General features: G+C 57.9%; 12 protein-coding genes. 2 read left to right on the top strand and 10 right to left on the bottom strand.

Features of this window, described 5'->3' with window-relative positions; all coding sequences use genetic code 11:
* Positions 1-228 precede the first annotated feature (228 nt).
* Positions 229-2,934: an HTH-type transcriptional regulator MalT gene (malT, locus tag R0140_RS01645; RefSeq protein ID WP_012967130.1), complete on the top strand. Its 2,706-nt coding sequence runs from the start codon at positions 229-231 to the stop codon at positions 2,932-2,934.
* A gap of 15 nt (positions 2,935-2,949) precedes the next feature.
* Here malT and R0140_RS01640 read toward each other — a convergent pair whose 3' ends face one another.
* Genes R0140_RS01640 through glpE form a run of 3 tightly spaced genes read right to left on the bottom strand, consistent with a single transcriptional unit; the run spans position 2,950 to position 4,968 of the window.
* Positions 2,950-3,708, bottom strand: coding sequence for a DeoR/GlpR family transcriptional regulator (locus R0140_RS01640; protein ID WP_008806995.1), 759 nt, complete (start codon positions 3,706-3,708; stop codon positions 2,950-2,952).
* 49 nt (positions 3,709-3,757) lie between these two features.
* Positions 3,758-4,588 (bottom strand): rhomboid family intramembrane serine protease GlpG, encoded by an 831-nt coding sequence (glpG, locus tag R0140_RS01635; protein WP_032740277.1) that lies wholly within the window; start codon positions 4,586-4,588, stop codon positions 3,758-3,760.
* Between the two features lie 50 nt (positions 4,589-4,638).
* Entirely contained in the window at positions 4,639-4,968 is a 330-nt protein-coding gene (glpE, locus tag R0140_RS01630; RefSeq protein WP_032733885.1) for a thiosulfate sulfurtransferase GlpE, read from the bottom strand.
* A 204-nt stretch (positions 4,969-5,172) separates the two neighbouring features.
* On the opposite strand from glpE, the gene glpD reads away from it, so the two are divergent.
* Entirely contained in the window at positions 5,173-6,681 is a 1,509-nt protein-coding gene (glpD, locus tag R0140_RS01625) for a glycerol-3-phosphate dehydrogenase (RefSeq protein WP_032740278.1), read from the top strand.
* A 62-nt stretch (positions 6,682-6,743) separates the two neighbouring features.
* Here glpD and R0140_RS01620 read toward each other — a convergent pair whose 3' ends face one another.
* From R0140_RS01620 to glgB, 7 genes are all read right to left on the bottom strand, one after another.
* The gene (locus R0140_RS01620) at positions 6,744-7,043 is read right to left on the bottom strand and encodes a helix-turn-helix domain-containing protein (protein ID WP_008806992.1); all 300 of its coding nucleotides are present in this window, start codon (positions 7,041-7,043) and stop codon (positions 6,744-6,746) included.
* Positions 7,043-7,390, bottom strand: coding sequence for a type II toxin-antitoxin system RelE/ParE family toxin (locus R0140_RS01615; protein WP_032740280.1), 348 nt, complete (start codon positions 7,388-7,390; stop codon positions 7,043-7,045). Before R0140_RS01615 ends, R0140_RS01620 begins: the two co-directional genes overlap by 1 nt.
* 214 nt (positions 7,391-7,604) lie before the next feature.
* Positions 7,605-10,052, bottom strand: coding sequence for a glycogen phosphorylase (glgP, locus tag R0140_RS01610; protein ID WP_008806990.1), 2,448 nt, complete (start codon positions 10,050-10,052; stop codon positions 7,605-7,607).
* Between the two features lie 17 nt (positions 10,053-10,069).
* On the bottom strand, positions 10,070-11,503 hold the full coding sequence (gene glgA, locus R0140_RS01605) for a glycogen synthase GlgA (RefSeq protein WP_004202133.1): 1,434 nt from the start codon (positions 11,501-11,503) through the stop codon (positions 10,070-10,072).
* On the bottom strand, positions 11,503-12,798 hold the full coding sequence (gene glgC / locus R0140_RS01600; RefSeq protein ID WP_008806989.1) for a glucose-1-phosphate adenylyltransferase: 1,296 nt from the start codon (positions 12,796-12,798) through the stop codon (positions 11,503-11,505). Before glgC ends, glgA begins: the two co-directional genes overlap by 1 nt.
* An 80-nt stretch (positions 12,799-12,878) precedes the next feature.
* Entirely contained in the window at positions 12,879-14,855 is a 1,977-nt protein-coding gene (gene glgX, locus R0140_RS01595; RefSeq protein WP_032733887.1) for a glycogen debranching protein GlgX, read from the bottom strand.
* Complete coding sequence (glgB, locus tag R0140_RS01590) at positions 14,852-17,038, bottom strand: 1,4-alpha-glucan branching enzyme (protein WP_032740282.1); 2,187 nt, start codon at positions 17,036-17,038, stop codon at positions 14,852-14,854. Before glgB ends, glgX begins: the two co-directional genes overlap by 4 nt.
* Positions 17,039-17,073 lie beyond the last annotated feature (35 nt).

The raw sequence follows: 17,073 nt of genomic DNA, 5'->3' as shown, positions 1-17,073 counted from the left end.
CTCTCCCCGCTCCGCCAGCCGCCGCCTGAAAACCGCTGGCGGCGAGTTCTGCCTGCGATTTTTCCCCATTCTCAACCAATGTCAAAATTTGTGACATAGAGCAAATTCAAGAGCATAAAGTTCGGACATAACTTGCAATAAATTTCATAATCACCGACCTTATTAGATATTAATTACGAAGCGCAAAAAAAATCGCAACCTCTCTCTTGCACAGCGAAATGTAGAACTATGTTGATTCCGTCCAAATTAAGTCGTCCGGTCCGCCTTGAACACACTGTGGTTCGTGAGCGTTTACTGGCGAAACTTTCCGGCGCGAACAATTATCGTCTCGTGCTGATCACCAGCCCTGCCGGGTACGGTAAAACAACGCTCATTTCTCAGTGGGCCGCGGGTAAAAACGATCTCGGGTGGTTTTCGCTGGACGAAGGCGACAATCAGCAGGAGCGTTTTGCCAGCTATCTGATCGCGGCGATCCAGCAGGCCACCGGCAACCACTGCGGGGCCAGTGAAGCGATGGTGCAAAAGCGCCAGTACGCCAGCCTCTCCTCTCTTTTTGCGCAGCTGTTTATTGAACTCGCCGACTGGCAGCGCCCGCTGTATCTCGTCATTGACGATTACCATCTGATCAATAATCCGGTGATCCATGACGCGATGCGCTTTTTCCTGCGCCATCAGCCGGAGAATATGACCCTGGTGGTGCTGTCGCGTAACCTGCCGCAGCTGGGCATTGCCAACCTGCGCGTCCGCGATCAGCTTCTGGAGATTGGCAGCCAGCAGCTGGCCTTTACCCACCAGGAAGCGAAACAATTTTTCGACTGCCGTCTGACGTCGCCAATCGAAGCCGACGACAGCAGCCGGCTGTGCGACGATGTCGCCGGGTGGGCCACCGCGCTGCAGCTTATCGCCCTCTCCGCCCGCCAGAATAACTCTTCCGCCCAACACTCCGCCCGCCGCCTCGCCGGGATTAACGCCAGCCATCTGTCGGATTATCTGGTGGATGAAGTACTGGATAACGTCGACGCCCGCACGCGTAACTTTTTGCTGAAGAGTTCTCTGCTACGCTCGATGAACGACGCGTTAATCGTGCGCGTCACCGGCGAAGAGAATGGCCAGATGCAGCTGGAGGAGATCGAACGCCAGGGGCTATTCCTGCAGCGGATGGATGATTCCGGTGAATGGTTCCGCTATCACCCGCTGTTTGGCAGCTTCCTGCGCCAGCGTTGTCAGTGGGAGCTGGCGGTTGAACTGCCGGAGATCCACCGCGCTGCGGCGGAAAGCTGGATGGCGCAAGGGTTCCCCAGCGAGGCCATTCATCATGCTCTGGCCGCTGGCGATGCCAAAATGCTGCGCGATATCTTACTCAACCACGCCTGGGGCATGTTTAACCATAGCGAACTGGGGCTGCTGGAGCAGTCGCTGTCGGCGCTGCCCTGGTCAAATCTGCTGGAAAATCCGCGCCTGATCCTGCTGCAGGCCTGGCTGATGCAGAGCCAGCATCGTTACAGCGAAGTCAACACCCTGCTGGCGCGCGCCGAGCAGGAGATGAGTGTGGAAATGGACACCGCGATGCATGGCGATTTCAACGCGCTGCGCGCACAGGTAGCGATTAACGACGGCGACCAGGACGAAGCGGAACGTCTGTCGATGGTGGCCCTGGAAGAGTTGCCGCTGGCCAACTATTACAGCCGCATCGTCGCCACCTCGGTGCATGGCGAAGTCCTCCATTGCAAGGGGAAACTGACCAAATCCCTCGCCGTGATGCAGCAGACCGAACAGATGGCCCGCCGTCACGACGTGTGGCATTACGCGCTGTGGAGCATTATTCAGCAAAGTGAAATTCTCTTTGCCCAGGGCTTCCTGCAGGCTGCCTGGGAGAGCCAGGAGAAAGCCTTCCAGCTGGTGCGTGAACAGCACCTTGAGCAGTTGCCGATGCATGAGTTCCTGCTGCGCATCCGTTCTCAGCTGCTGTGGGCATGGGCGCGCCTCGACGAAGCTGAAGCCTGCGCCCGCCAGGGAATGGACGTTCTCTCAACTTATCAGCCGCAGCAGCAGCTGCAGTGTCTGGCGCTGATGGTCCAGTGCTCGCTGGCGCGCGGCGATCTCGATAATGCCCGTAGCCACCTGAACCGGCTGGAAAACCTGCTCGGTAACGGTCACTATCACAGCGACTGGGTCTCCAACGCCGATAAGGTGCGGGTGATCTACTGGCAGATGACCGGCGATAAAACCGCGGCGGCCAACTGGCTGCGCCAGACGCCGAAGCCGGAATTCGCCAACAACCACTTCCTGCAGAGCCAGTGGCGCAACATTGCCCGGGCGCAGATCCTGCTGGGCGATTTCGAACCGGCGGAAATGGTGCTGGAAGAGCTGAACGAAAATGCGCGTTCGCTGCGTTTGATGAGCGATCTCAACCGCAACCTGCTGCTGCTCAATCAACTGTACTGGCAGGCGGGACGCAAGAGCGAAGCGCAGAAAGCCTTGCTCGAAGCCCTGACGCTCGCCAACCGCACCGGCTTTATCAACCACTTTGTGATTGAAGGCGAGGCGATGGCTCAGCAGCTGCGCCAGCTGATCCAGCTGAACACTCTGCCGGAGCTGGAGCAACACCGCGCCCAGCGTATTCTGCGCGACATCAACCAGCATCATCGCCACAAATTCGCCCACTTTGACGAAGGGTTCGTCGAGCGGCTGCTGAATCACCCGGAGGTGCCGGAGCTTATCCGCACCAGCCCGCTGACCCAGCGCGAATGGCAGGTGCTTGGCTTAATCTATTCCGGTTACAGCAACGAGCAGATTGCCGGCGAGCTTGACGTGGCGGCTACCACCATCAAGACCCACATTCGCAACCTGTATCAGAAACTGGGCGTCGCCCACCGGCAAGACGCGGTGCAGCATGCTCAGCAGTTACTCAAGATGATGGGATACGGCGTCTGACGACGCCGTTGCCGTTTAGCACAGCTCCAGCTGGAGGTTGTTATCGGTGATGACCTTCAGCACGCCCGCCGGCGGCAGCACGTCGGTATAGACCGCATCGACCATACTGATACTACCCATATTGACCATCGCATTGCGGCCAAACTTGGTATGATCCACCACCAGCATCACGTGGCGTGAATTCTCAATGATCGCGCGCTTGGTGCGCACTTCATGATAATCAAACTCCAGCAGCGAGCCATCGCTGTCGACGCCGCTGATGCCAAGAATGCCGAAGTCGAGACGGAACTGCGAGATAAAATCCAGGGTCGCTTCCCCAATGATCCCGCCGTCGCGACTACGCAGTTCACCACCGGCGAGAATAATGCGGAAGTCCTCTTTCACCATCAGCGTGTTGGCCACGTTCAGGTTATTGGTGACAATGCGCAAATCGTGGTGATCGAGCAGGGCGTGCGCCACCGCTTCCGGCGTGGTGCCGATATCAATAAACAGCGTCGCCCCGTCGGGGATCTCGCTGGCTACCCGCCGGGCGATACGCTCTTTTTCCGCCGTCTGGGTCGCTTTGCGATCGTGCCAGGAGGTGTTCACCGAGCTGGAGGGCAGCGCCGCGCCGCCGTGATGGCGGAGGATCATTTTCTGTTCGGCTAAATCATTCAGGTCGCGGCGGATGGTCTGCGGGCTGACCGCGAACTGCTCAACCAGCTCTTCCGTGCTGACGTAACCCTGTTTTTTTACCAGCTCGATAATCGCGTCATGACGTTGTGTTTGTTTCATGAAATATCCCTGGAAAAATATCGCCTACCCGACCCCTGTCGGTAAGTCTTTATGCGCGTTTTCGCCCATGCAAGGTATCAACAAACGCCATCGCCAGGCCGGTCGCCAGACCAGCCACATGCGCGCCGTTAGCGATCGCCATGCCGAAAACGTCAAACCAGCCAGCAATTAACCACACTAAAGAAAAGAGTATCAACCCGCGCTGCAGATAAATACCGCTCTGCGGATCGCGCTCGCCCCGCAGCCAGACGTAGCCCATCAGCGCATAGACCACGCCCGATAAGCCGCCAAACCACGGGCCGCTAAACTGATGCTGCACGAAGCCGCTCAACAGGGCGCTGATAACGGTGATCACCACCAGTTTGCCGCTGCCGATGCGTTTTTCCACCGCGCCGCCGAGATACCACCACCATAGCAGGTTGAAGAGAATATGCATCAGCGAGAAATGCATGAAAGCATGGCTGAAATAGCGCCAGGCTTCGAACTGCAGCGAAGGATCGTAGGGCCAGGCCAGCCAAATCATCACCGGCTGATCGCCCAGCAGATTTTGCAGGATAAACACCGCGATGCAGATGAGCAGAATCGCCCAGGTGAACGGGCCGGCGTTATGCCGCAGCGTGGCAAAAAAAGGAAAGCGCTGATAGCGCAACCCGCTATTGGTCTGTCCGGACTGCCAGCTCGCCGCCAGATAACGCGGATCCGCCGGGTTCTCAAGGAAGCGGGCCAGCTCAGTCCTGACGCGCCCGGCCTGACTCTCATCAGCCAGCCAGACGTCGCTCTGGGCGTGCTGCTGAATGGTCAGGATAATCCCCTGCGTCGCCATATAATCGACAAACGCCTGGGCCACCCGCGGATTGGCAAAAGAGGTAATCATTAACATGCAGCGAATCGCTTATTCCACACAAAGGGGGATAGTATACCTGCCAGCCGTTAAAACGTCCCGTGCGCCACTTCCGCCGGGAAATGGCGATGCCAGGCGTCGAACCCGCCATCAACGCTGTAGACCTTATCAAACCCCTGCTGCAGCAGATATTGCGCGGCGCCCTTACTGCTGTTGCCGTGATAGCACATCACCATCACCGCCGTGTCAAAGTCGTTATCACGCATAAACGCGCCCAGCGTATCGTTGGTCAGATGAAACGCGCCCGGCGTATGGCCCATCGCATAGCTTTGCGGATCGCGGATATCCACCAGCACTGCCTTCTGCTGATGCAGCTTCTGGTGCGCTTCTTCAACATTGATACATTCAAACTGTTCCATGGTTCTCTTCTCTTTCTCGTCATGACGGGCGATGGCCGGCCCAATTTTACCCTGTAGTGTACCGTCAGGCGGTAAAGAAACGCCAATATGTTACACCCATCACTCCAAAATGTTTTTTTGATGTTACCAAAAGCGCGTTTGTTTGCTATAGTGAGCGATATCGAGCATTTGTGAGCTTAAACGAAAGTGTGAGAGGGTAAGAACGTGGAAACCAAAGATCTGATTGTGATAGGCGGAGGCATCAACGGTGCCGGTATCGCGGCAGATGCCGCCGGGCGGGGTTTATCCGTACTGATGCTGGAAGCGCGCGATCTCGCCTGCGCTACCTCCAGCGCCAGTTCCAAACTTATCCACGGCGGGCTACGCTACCTCGAACACTATGAGTTCCGCCTGGTCAGCGAAGCGCTGGCCGAGCGTGAAGTGCTGTTAAAAATGGCTCCGCATATCGCCTTCCCGATGCGCTTTCGTCTCCCGCATCGTCCGCATCTGCGTCCGGCATGGATGATCCGTATCGGCTTGTTTATGTACGATCATCTGGGCAAACGCACCAGCCTGCCGGGCTCCACCGGCTTGCGTTTTGGCGCAGAATCGGTACTTAAGCCGGAAATTGTGCGCGGTTTCGAATATTCCGACTGCTGGGTCGACGATGCCCGCCTGGTGCTGGCCAACGCGCAGATGGTTGTCCGCAAAGGCGGCGAAGTGCGGACCCGCACTCGCGCCATCTCGGCAAAACGAGAGAACGGCCTGTGGGTGGTGGAAGCGGAAGATATCGATAGCGGCGAGAAGTTTACCTGGAAGGCGCGCGGTCTGGTCAATGCCACCGGTCCATGGGTCAAACAGTTCTTCGACGAAGGGATGCATCTGCGCTCGCCTTACGGTATCCGCCTGATCAAGGGCAGCCACATCGTGGTGCCGCGAGTGCATACTCAGAAGCAGGCCTACATTCTGCAAAACGAAGATAAACGTATTGTGTTTGTTATCCCGTGGATGGATGAGTTCTCCATCATCGGCACGACGGACGTCGAGTATAAGGGCGATCCGAAAGCGGTGACCATTGATGATAAAGAGATTAATTACCTGCTGAACGTCTATAACGCGCACTTTAAAAAGACTCTCAGCCGGGACGATATCGTCTGGACCTACTCCGGCGTCCGTCCGCTGTGTGATGACGAGTCGGATTCGCCGCAGGCGATCACCCGCGACTACACGCTGGATATTCACGATGAGAACGGCCAGGCGCCGCTGCTCTCCGTCTTCGGCGGGAAGCTGACCACCTATCGCAAACTGGCCGAGCATGCGCTGGAAAAACTGACTCCCTATTACAAAGGGATCGGCCCGGCATGGACCAAAACCGCGGTGCTCCCCGGCGGCGATATCGGCGGCGACCGCGACGACTATGCAGCAAAACTACGCCGTCGCTTCCCGTTCATCAGCGAATCACTGGCCCGCCATTATGCCCGCACCTACGGGAGCAACAGCGAGTGGATCCTGAAGGAAGCCAGCGCCCTGAGCGATCTGGGGGAAGATTTCGGCCATGAGTTTTATGAAGCCGAGCTGAAATATCTGGTTGAGCACGAATGGGTGCGCAGCCTGGATGACGCCATCTGGCGTCGTACCAAACAGGGCATGTGGCTGAATGCCGAGCAGCAAGCGCGCATCAGCGAATGGCTGGCGCAGCATGCGGGAAAGTCTGAACTGTCGTTAGCGTCCTGACATCGCGCGGCGCCAGGAGAGAAATACCCGGGCTATGGCTTGCGCTTGGCCCGGATACCTGTTCACAAATTAAACGAGACTTTTTTTCCAGTCGGCAACGTGACATTTATACTGAGTTCTCCCCCCAATGCCGCAATGTAGCGTTTTAGGGTCGAAAGCCGCGGATCGTTATCAGCCTGTTCCATTTTAGCGATCGTTGGCTGCTTTACCCCCATAGCCGCAGCCATCTCTGTTTGCGACATTTGCAACTCTTCTCGAAGCAAGTTTAAAGCGACAGACTGGCGTATCTCTGCCGCTTTCGCTGCAATACGCTGCTGGCTTTCAGGACTCTGTTTCGCCATGAGTTCTTTTAGCGTGGCCATTATCGCTCCTTAGTCAGGTGTTGGCTGAATTCTCTGTCAGCCAGAGTAATCATCTCTTTGTAAAAACGTTTCTCATTCATGCCATCCTTATTGCCCGCACATAAAACGATAGCTTTCCGCAGAGGATCAAAAGCAAAAAAGGCGCGGATGGGGAGCCCATGATGCTGAACCCGGAGTTCTTTCATATTCTGAAACGTTGAATCTTTCACCGTATCAACATACGGGAGCCCAAGCTGCGGACCAAACTCAGACAAGATGAGCATCGTGGCCAACATATCCTCTTTTAAAGCTCTACTTTGTAATTCGAACCAGGCATCAAACGTATCCGTCGTTTCTACATCCCACATAGGCGATCCCTCATAGCCTAAAGGCTATCATCCATATTATAGCCATTAGACTATGAACGTAAACTTATTGAGCATTTATCGTACTGCTGGCGAATTCACGTCAATAGTATATTCCCGCAATAGCCTGAATCCTCCCCGGCACTTTTCCGAATAAAACGTTCTCCGCACAGACAGAAACGGGGCCAAATGGCCCCGTTGAGTTGCATTGACTGGCTTACAGCCTTACCGGGTCGATATGCCAGATATATTTCGCGTACTCCTGGATCGTCCGGTCAGAGGAGAAGTAGCCCATGTTGGCAATATTCAGCATCGCTTTATAGGCCCACTCTTCCGGATGTTGATACAGCTCGTCGACGCGATCCTGACAGTCCACATAGCTGCGATAGTCCGCCAGCACCTGGTAGTGGTCGCCAAAGTTAATCAGCGAATCCAGCAGGTCGCGGTAGCGCCCCGGTTCCGCCGGGCTGAACACGCCGGTACCGATCTGCGTCAGCGCCTGGTGAAGCTCTTCATCCTGCTCGTAGTATTCGCGTGGTTTATAGCCGCTGCGACGTAGCTCCTCCACCTCTTCCGCGGTGTTGCCGAAGATAAAGATATTCTCTTCGCCCACGTGCTCCTGCATCTCCACGTTCGCCCCGTCGAGGGTGCCGATAGTCAGCGCTCCGTTAAGGGCAAACTTCATATTGCTGGTGCCGGAAGCTTCAGTGCCTGCGAGGGAGATCTGTTCCGACAGGTCTGCCGCCGGAATAATCAGCTGCGCCAGGCTGACGCTGTAGTTGGGGATAAAGACCACCTTCAGCTTGTCGCCAATCTGCGGATCGTTATTGATCACCGCGGCCACATCGTTGATCAGGTGAATAATATGCTTGGCCATGTAGTAAGCCGAGGCCGCCTTACCGGCGAAAATGTTCACTCGCGGCACCCACTCCGCCTGCGGATCGGCTTTGATCCGGTTATAGCGGGTAATGACGTGCAGCACATTCATCAGCTGGCGTTTGTACTCATGGATGCGTTTGATCTGCACATCAAACAACGCCTTCGGATTCACCACCACATTAAGCTGCTGCGCAATATAGCTGGCCAGCCGCTGTTTGTTTTCCAGTTTAGCCTGACGCACCGCCTGATTGACCGTCGGATAGTCGATATGCTGCTTCAGCTCGTCAAGCTGGCTCAGATCGGTCCGCCAGGTGCGGCCGATATGCTCATCCAACACTTTCGACAACGGCGGGTTGGCCAGCGCCAGCCAGCGGCGCGGCGTGACGCCGTTGGTGACGTTGGTAAAGCGCATCGGGAAGATTTTAGCGAATTCGGCAAACAGCGACTCCACCATCAGCCGCGAATGCAGCTCCGACACGCCGTTGACCTTGTGGCTGACCACCACCGCCAGCCAGGCCATCCGCACGCGACGGCCGTTGGACTCGTCGATAATCGAGGTTCGGCTGAGCAGCGCGGTATCATTGGGATACTGCTCCTGCAGGGTCTTGAGGAAGTAATCGTTAATCTCGAAGATAATCTGCAGATGGCGCGGCAGAATTTTGCCCAGCATATCCACCGGCCAGGTCTCAAGCGCCTCGCTCATCAGCGTATGGTTGGTATAGGAGAAGACCTGACAGGTCACCTCGAACGCCTCGTCCCAGCTGAATTTATGTTCGTCGATAAGCAGGCGCATCAGCTCCGGTATTGACAGCACCGGGTGGGTGTCATTGAGGTGAATGGCAATCTTGTCCGCCAGGTTGTCAAAGGTCTTATGCAACATGTAATGGCGGCTCAAAATATCCTGTACCGTCGCCGACACGAGGAAATACTCCTGGCGCAGACGCAGCTCGCGTCCGGAGTAGGTCGAGTCATCCGGATAGAGCACGCGGGAGACGTTTTCGGAGTGGTTTTTATCCTCTACCGCAGCGAAGTAGTCGCCCTGGTTGAATTTACCAAGGTTAATTTCGCTACTGGCCTGCGCGCTCCACAGACGCAGCGTGTTGGTGGCGTCGGTGTCAAAGCCGGGGATGATCTGGTCGTAGGCTTCCGCAATAATCTCTTCCGTCTCAATCCAGCGGGTTTTCTTTCCTTCCTGCTGAATGCGGCCGCCGAAACGCACTTTGTAGCGGGTGTTGTGGCGCTCAAACTCCCACGGGTTACCGTACTCCAGCCAGTAGTCAGGGGACTCTTTTTGTCGGCCATCGACGATATTCTGTTTAAACATCCCGTAGTCGTAGCGGATCCCGTAACCGCGTCCCGGCAGACCCAGCGCCGCCAGGGAATCCAGGAAGCAGGCCGCCAGACGGCCCAGACCGCCGTTGCCAAGACCGGGGTCATTCTCTTCATCGATCAGCTCTTCCAGATCGAGCCCCATCTCCGCCAGTGCGCTGCTCACATCGTCATAAATGCCCAGCGACAGCAGCGCGTTAGAGAGGGTACGGCCAATCAGGAACTCCATCGACAGATAGTATACCTGGCGCACTTCCTGCGAGAGCTGCGCGCGGTTGGAGCGCAGCCAGCGCTCCACCATGCGATCGCGGACGGCAAACAGCGTGGCGTTAAGCCATTCATGCTTGTTGGCGATGGCCGGATCTTTACCGATGATAAACATCAGCTTATAGGCAATAGAGTGCTTTAACGCCTCAACGCTCAGCGTCGGTGATGCATAGCTAAAGGGTACATTCATAACAATGACTCCAGTGGTTACATCAAGCGTTGATAAAGTTCGCGATAGGAGTTCGCGGCAACCTGCCAGCTAAAATCCATATTCATCGCCTGACGCTGCACATAGCGCCAGAGCGACGGGCGCGACCAGAGAACAAAGGCACGACGGATAGCGCGCAGCAATGACAGCGCATTGCTGTCCTCAAAGACAAACCCTGTCGCCAGACCATCGGCAAGGTTCTCCAGCGAACTGTCAGAGACCGTGTCCGCCAGCCCCCCGGTGCGGCGCACCAGCGGCAGCGTGCCGTACTTCAGACCATACAGCTGAGTTAAGCCGCACGGTTCAAAGCGGCTCGGCACCAGAATGACGTCGGCGCCGCCCATAATGCGATGGGAGAAGGCCTCATGGTAGCCAATCTGCACCCCCACTTTGCCCGGATGTTCGGCGGCGGCGGCGAGGAAACCTTCCTGCAGCACCGGATCGCCGGCGCCCAGCAGCGCCAGCTGGCCGCCCTGCTCAAGCAGACCCGGCAGCGCTTCGAGCACCAGATCCAGCCCTTTCTGGCTGGTCAGGCGGCTGACCACGGCAAACAGCGGCGCTTTGTCATCGACCTTCAGGCCCATCGCAATCTGCAGCTGACGCTTGTTCTCCGCCTTCTCCTCCAGCGTGTCGCGATCGTAGCGCATCGGCAGCAGCAGATCGTTTTGCGGACTCCAGATACCGTCGTCAACGCCGTTGAGGATCCCCGACAGCCGTCCTTCATGATGGCGCTGGCGCAGCAGCCCTTCCATGCCGTAGGCGTATTGCGGTTCGGTGATCTCGCGCGCGTAGGTCGGGCTTACCGCCGTAATATGGTCGGCGTAGTAAAGACCGGCCTTCAGAAACGAGATCTGACCGTTAAACTCGAGGCCATGCATGTTGTAAAACGACCACGGCAGCTCGATATCATTCATATGCCAGGAGTAAAACATCCCCTGGTAGGCCAGGTTGTGCACGGTAAAGACCGATTTAGCCGGGCGTCCGCGCGCCGCCAGGTAGGCCGGCGTCAGGCCGGCGTGCCAGTCATGGGCATGCACCACATCCGGGCGCCAGAATGGATCCAGTCCGCTGGCCATTTCGCTTCCCACCCAGCCCAGCAGCGCAAAGCGCAGGACGTTGTCGGTATAAGCGTGCTGGTTGGTATCGTGGTATGGGCTCCCCGGCCGGTCATAGAGATGTGGGGCATCTATCAGGTAGATCCCCACGCCGTTAAAGTGGCCGTACAGCAGCGTGATCCGCCCGGCGAAGGTATCGCGGCGGGTTACCACCTGGGCATCCACCACGCCGCGGCGGATATCGGGAAACGCCGGCAACAGCACGCGGGTGTCGATACCCTCCGCAATTTGCGCCGCCGGCAGTGCGCCGATGACGTCCGCCAGACCGCCCGTCTTTAACAGCGGGAACATCTCAGAACATACATGTAAGACCTGCATTAGCGCTCCTGTTTGTGCCCCAATTTCCGCAGCATGTCGCGGGTCACCAGCACGATACCTTCCTCTGAGCGATAGAAGCGGCGTGCATCCTCTTCCGCGTTCTCACCAATCACCATACCTTCCGGGATGACGCAGGCGCGGTCAATCACGCAGCGACGCAGGCGGCATGAGCGCCCCACCCAGACATCTGGCAACAAGACTGCCGAATCAATGTTACAGAATGAGTTCACCCGCACGCGCGGGAACAGCACCGACTGCACCACCACCGACCCGGAGATAATGCAGCCGCCGGAAACCAGCGAGTTCAGGGTCATGCCGTGGCTACCGGAGCGGTCCTGGACGAACTTCGCCGGCGGCAGCGATTCCATATGGGTGCGGATCGGCCAGTTCTGGTCGTACATATCCAGTTCCGGCGTGACTGACGCCAGATCGAGGTTGGCCTTCCAGTAGGCCTCCAGCGTTCCCACATCGCGCCAGTACGGCTCAGCGTTCGGGTCAGACTGCACGCAGGAGAGCGGGAAAGGATGTGCATAAGCCATGCCAGCTTCGGTGATCTTCGGAATGATATCTTTGCCGAAATCGTGGCTGGAGTTTTCGTTGCGATCGTCTTCTTCCAGCAGCTCATAAAGATAGGCGGCGTCAAAGATATAAATGCCCATACTGGCCAGTGATTTGGTCGGGTCGGTTGGCATCGCCGGCGGGTTAGCGGGTTTCTCGACGAACTCAATGATTTTTTCGTTTTCATCGACCGCCATGACGCCGAAGGCGGATGCCTCTTCAATGGGCACCGGCATGCAGGCCACGGTGCAACGCGCCCCTTTTTCGACATGGTCGATCAGCATGCGCGAGTAATCCTGCTTATAAATATGATCGCCCGCGAGGATCACCACGTACTCCGCTTTGTAGCGGCGGATGATGTCCAGGTTCTGCGTCACTGCGTCCGCCGTGCCGCGATACCAGTTTTCGCCGTGCACGCGCTGCTGGGCAGGCAGCAGATCGACAAACTCATTCATCTCTTCGCTGAAGAACGACCAGCCGCGCTGGATGTGCTGCACCAGCGTGTGCGACTGATACTGGGTGATGACGCCGATACGGCGGATCCCTGAGTTAATGCAGTTAGATAATGCGAAATCGATAATACGGAACTTGCCGCCGAAGTGAACGGCAGGTTTCGCACGCTTAATGGTGAGATCCTTGAGCCGGGTGCCACGCCCGCCCGCGAGGATCAACGCCACGGATTTGATGGGTAATTGACGCGCCAGCATCAGCGGATCGTTTTTTTCAAGCCTAACCATGATTAACTCCTTTTTACACCCCAGCTTTCCTTCTCATCCCGCCGCGCCGCCGCCACGAGTTCAACCGGAAGCTTCAGGGATTACGACCTTTGAAATACGCACACTCCGTGCGCGGGCCCATGCCAGACAGCCATGATGACCGGATTATCCTCTCCGGCGAAGGGAGGAACGGCGCGCCATTCCCCCTCAGGTAAAACCATATCGACCACCTCTGCGGTGGCGTTCAGTGTGAGCAGCCAGCGATCAGACAACTGGATCTGCATACACGCTGCGCCCTGCTGCCACTCCCCGGCAGTCAGCGGCTGGGCGTTGCGATTAAGCCAGCGGACATTGCCATCGCCCTCCTGCCACCAGCGGTTGCGGGTGAGCGCTGGAATGCGACGGCGCAGGTGGATCAGCGCCGCGGTAAACGCGGTTAATCCCGGGTTCGCCTGACGCCAGTCCAGCCAGGTCAACGCGTTATCCTGGCAGTAGGCATTATTGTTGCCGTGCTGGCTGTGGCCCTGCTCATCGCCCGCCAGCAGCATTGGCGTCCCCTGAGCCAGCAGCAGCGTCGTCAATAGCGCATGCACGCTGGCACGCCGCCGTTCAATCACCGCAAGATTGGCGTCTAATCCCTCTATACCATGATTGTTGCTGTAGTTATTGTTAGTCCCATCGCGATTCTCCTCCCCGTTTGCCTCATTGTGTTTCTGATTGAAACAGACGCAGTCGCGGAGCGTGAAGCCATCGTGGGCCGTCACCAGGTTCACCGTCGCCGATGGCCGTTTGCCATCGCGAGCAAAGAGATCGCTGGAGGCCGCGAAGCGTTGCGCAAAGTCACCGAGGGAGACGTTTTGCTGCAGCCAGAAACGACGGGAAATATCGCGAAAATGGTCATTCCATTCGGCGAACAGCGGTGGAAAATTAGCCACCTGATAGCCGCCCGGGCCGATATCCCAGGGTTCCGCAATCAGTTTCACCTGCGACAGCACGCTGTCGCGGCGGATAGCCTCGAACAGCGGCGCATCCTGGCGGAATTCCGGCGTCCGCCCCATCACTGAGGCGAGGTCGAAGCGAAAGCCGTCAACATGGCACTCATCCACCCAGAAGCGCAAACACTGGCGCGCCCATTCCACCACCCCGGGGTGGCTGAGATTGAGCGTATTACCGCAGCCGGTCCAGTTGTGATAATCGCCATCCTCCCTTACCCAATAATAGCTACGGTTGTCGATTCCGCGCAGGGAGACGGTGGGCCCTTCGAGATCAATTTCCGCGCTATGGTTGAGCACGATATCCAGAATCACCTCGATGCCGGCGGCATGAAGCGCCTTAACCGCATCACGAAACTCATTGAGGGCACGCGCGGGATCGCTGGCATAGCGCGGATCCAGCGCGAACCATGCCAGCGGGTTGTAGCCCCAGTAGTTGCTCAAGCCCATCCGCTGCAGTCGCGGCTCGCTGGCGAATTGCGCTACCGGCAACAGCTCGAGGGCGCTGATGCCCAGCGATTTGAAGTAAGCGATCATCACCGGGTGGCCCAGCGCCTTATAAGTTCCGCGAATGGCTTCCGGCAGCTGCGGGTGCAGCAGGGTGAGTCCTTTCACGTGCGCTTCATAAATCACCGTTTCCCCCCACGGGGTACGCGGCGGCTTATCGCCCCGCCAGTCGTAATGCAGATCCACCACTTGCGATTTTGGCGCGATTGCGGCGCTGTCGCGATGATCCGGCTCCCACATTCCACCATGCAGGCGTTCGTCATCCGGCAGATCGCCCTCGACCCGATACGCGCAGGGATCGAGCAGCAGCTTCGCCGGGTTAAAGCGGTGCCCCTGCGCCGGGTCCCAGGGACCATGCACCCGATAGCCGTAGCGCAGGCCCGGCCCGGCAGCGTCCAGCCAGCCGTGCCAGATGTCGCCGCTGCGCGCCGGGAGATCGACGCGTTGCTCGTTACCCTGCTCGTCGAATACGCACAGTTCCACCCGCTCCGCATGGGCGGAGAAGAGGGCGAAATTCACGCCCTTGCCGTCATAGCTGGCGCCCAACGGCGCAGGTTTGCCTGCCGCAAGTGAGGTCATTGCGCCTCCCGGACCAGCCAGATCGTCGCCAGCGGAGGCAGGGTCAACGATAGCGAATGTTCGCGGCCATGGCTGGCGATCGCGTCGCTCTCCACCACACCGCCGTTACCCTGGTTGCTGCCGTGATAGTGCATGGAGTCGGTATTCAACGCCTCGCGCCAGCGTCCCGGCTGGTTAATGCCGAAGCGGTAGTCATGGCGCGGCACCGGCGTGAAGTTGCTGGCGACGATAATCTCATTCCCGGCCCGGTCGCGGCGCACAAAGACAAACACCGAACGCTCATGGTCGTCGACCACCAGCCATTCGAAACCGTAGGGGTCAAAATCCAGCTCGTGCAGCGCTTTATGGTGACGGTAGGTATGGTTCAGGTCACGCACCAGTCGCTGGACGCCATGGTGCCAGTTGTCGCCGCCCTCCAGCAGATGCCAGTCGAGGCTGCCGTCGTGGTTCCACTCGCGGCCTTGAGCGAACTCATTGCCCATAAACAGCAGTTTTTTACCCGGGAAGGCGAACAGCCAGCCGTAGTAGGCGCGCAGGTTGGCAAACTTCTGCCAGGCATCCCCCGGCATGCGGTCGAGAATCGATTTTTTGCCGTGTACGACCTCGTCATGGGAGAGCGGCAGCACGAAGTTCTCGGTGTAGTTATAGAGCATGCCGAAGGTCATTTTGTCGTGATGGTAGCGGCGATGCACCGGATCGAGCTTCATGTAATCCAGGGTGTCGTGCATCCAGCCGAGGTTCCATTTGAACCAGAAGCCCAACCCACCGCCGGCAGGCGGACGGGTGACGCCAGCAAAATCGGTGGACTCTTCCGCCATCGTCACCGCGCCCGGCGTCTGTTCGCCGAGGATGCGGTTGGTGCTGCGCAGAAACTCAATAGCTTCCAGATTTTCCCGGCCGCCGTATTCGTTGGGGATCCACTCACCTGCCTTGCGGCTGTAATCGCGATAGATCATTGAGGCCACCGCGTCGACCCGCAGGGCATCAATACCGAAGCGCTCGATCCAGTGCAGCGCGTTACCGACGAGGAAGTTGCTGACTTCGCGGCGACCATAGTTGTAGATCAGGGTATTCCAGTCCTGGTGATATCCCTCGCGTGGATCGCTGTGCTCATACAGCGAAGTACCGTCAAACGAGGCAAGGGCAAAATCATCCGCCGGGAAGTGGCCGGGCACCCAGTCAAGAATGACGTTCAGCCCGGCGGCGTGCGCGGCGTTGATAAAGTAACGGAAATCGTCGCGGGTGCCGAAACGGCGGGTCGGCGCATAGAGCCCGGTGGGTTGATAGCCCCAGCTGCCGTCGAACGGGTGCTCGTTAACCGGCAGCAGTTCGAGATGGGTGAAGCCCATCCATTTCGCGTAGGGCACCAGCTGGTCGGCCAGCTCGCGGTAGCTCAGCCAGAAATTATTATCGGTATGACGGCGCCAGGAGCCGAGATGCACTTCATAGATAGAGATCGGGGCATCAAACTGGTTCGCCGCTTTGCGGTCCGCCGGCTGTTCCACTTTGGGCGGCAGGTCGCAGATAAGCGAGGCGCTTTCCGGACGCATTTGCGACTCAAAGGCGTAAGGGTCGGCTTTGACCCGCAGATGGCCGTGGGCGTCAATCAGTTCGAATTTATACAGCTGGCCATTATGCGCGCCGGGAACGAACAGCTCCCAGATCCCGGACTCTTTGCGGAATCGCATCGGGTGGCGACGCCCATCCCAGTAGTTAAACTGCCCCACCACCGAGACGCGGCGGGCATTCGGCGCCCACACCGAGAAACGGGTACCGGTGACGCCGTCCATGGTGGCAGCGTGCGCGCCCAGCGTTTCGTAAGGACGCAGGTGGGTCCCTTCGGACAGCAGCCAGACATCAAGATCCTGCAACAGCGGACCAAAGCGATAAGGGTCATCAATCAGATTCTGCTGCCCGTGCCAGGTGACGGCCAGCTGATAGCGAAAGGCGTTTTTGCGACGTGGCAGGACGCCGCTGAAGAAACCACGCGAGTCGAGGCATTCGAGCTTGCCGACTTTGCGTCCGGTTTTCGGTTCAATAACCCACACGTCGGTGGCATCGGGTAATAATGCGCGCACTTCCAGCCCGGCGTCAGTTCGGTGCATGCCGAGCACGGAAAAGGGATCCGCGAAATGACCGGCGATTAGCGCATTAATCACGTCTCTATCAATATGATTAGACATGCTTTCATCCTGTTGTAAGTGTCGCTCATTCCTGT

The organism is Klebsiella sp. w6 (assembly GCF_033100215.1).
Classification (GTDB): Bacteria; Pseudomonadota; Gammaproteobacteria; order Enterobacterales; family Enterobacteriaceae; genus Klebsiella; species Klebsiella variicola.
This window is presented reverse-complemented; position numbering and strand designations above follow the sequence as displayed.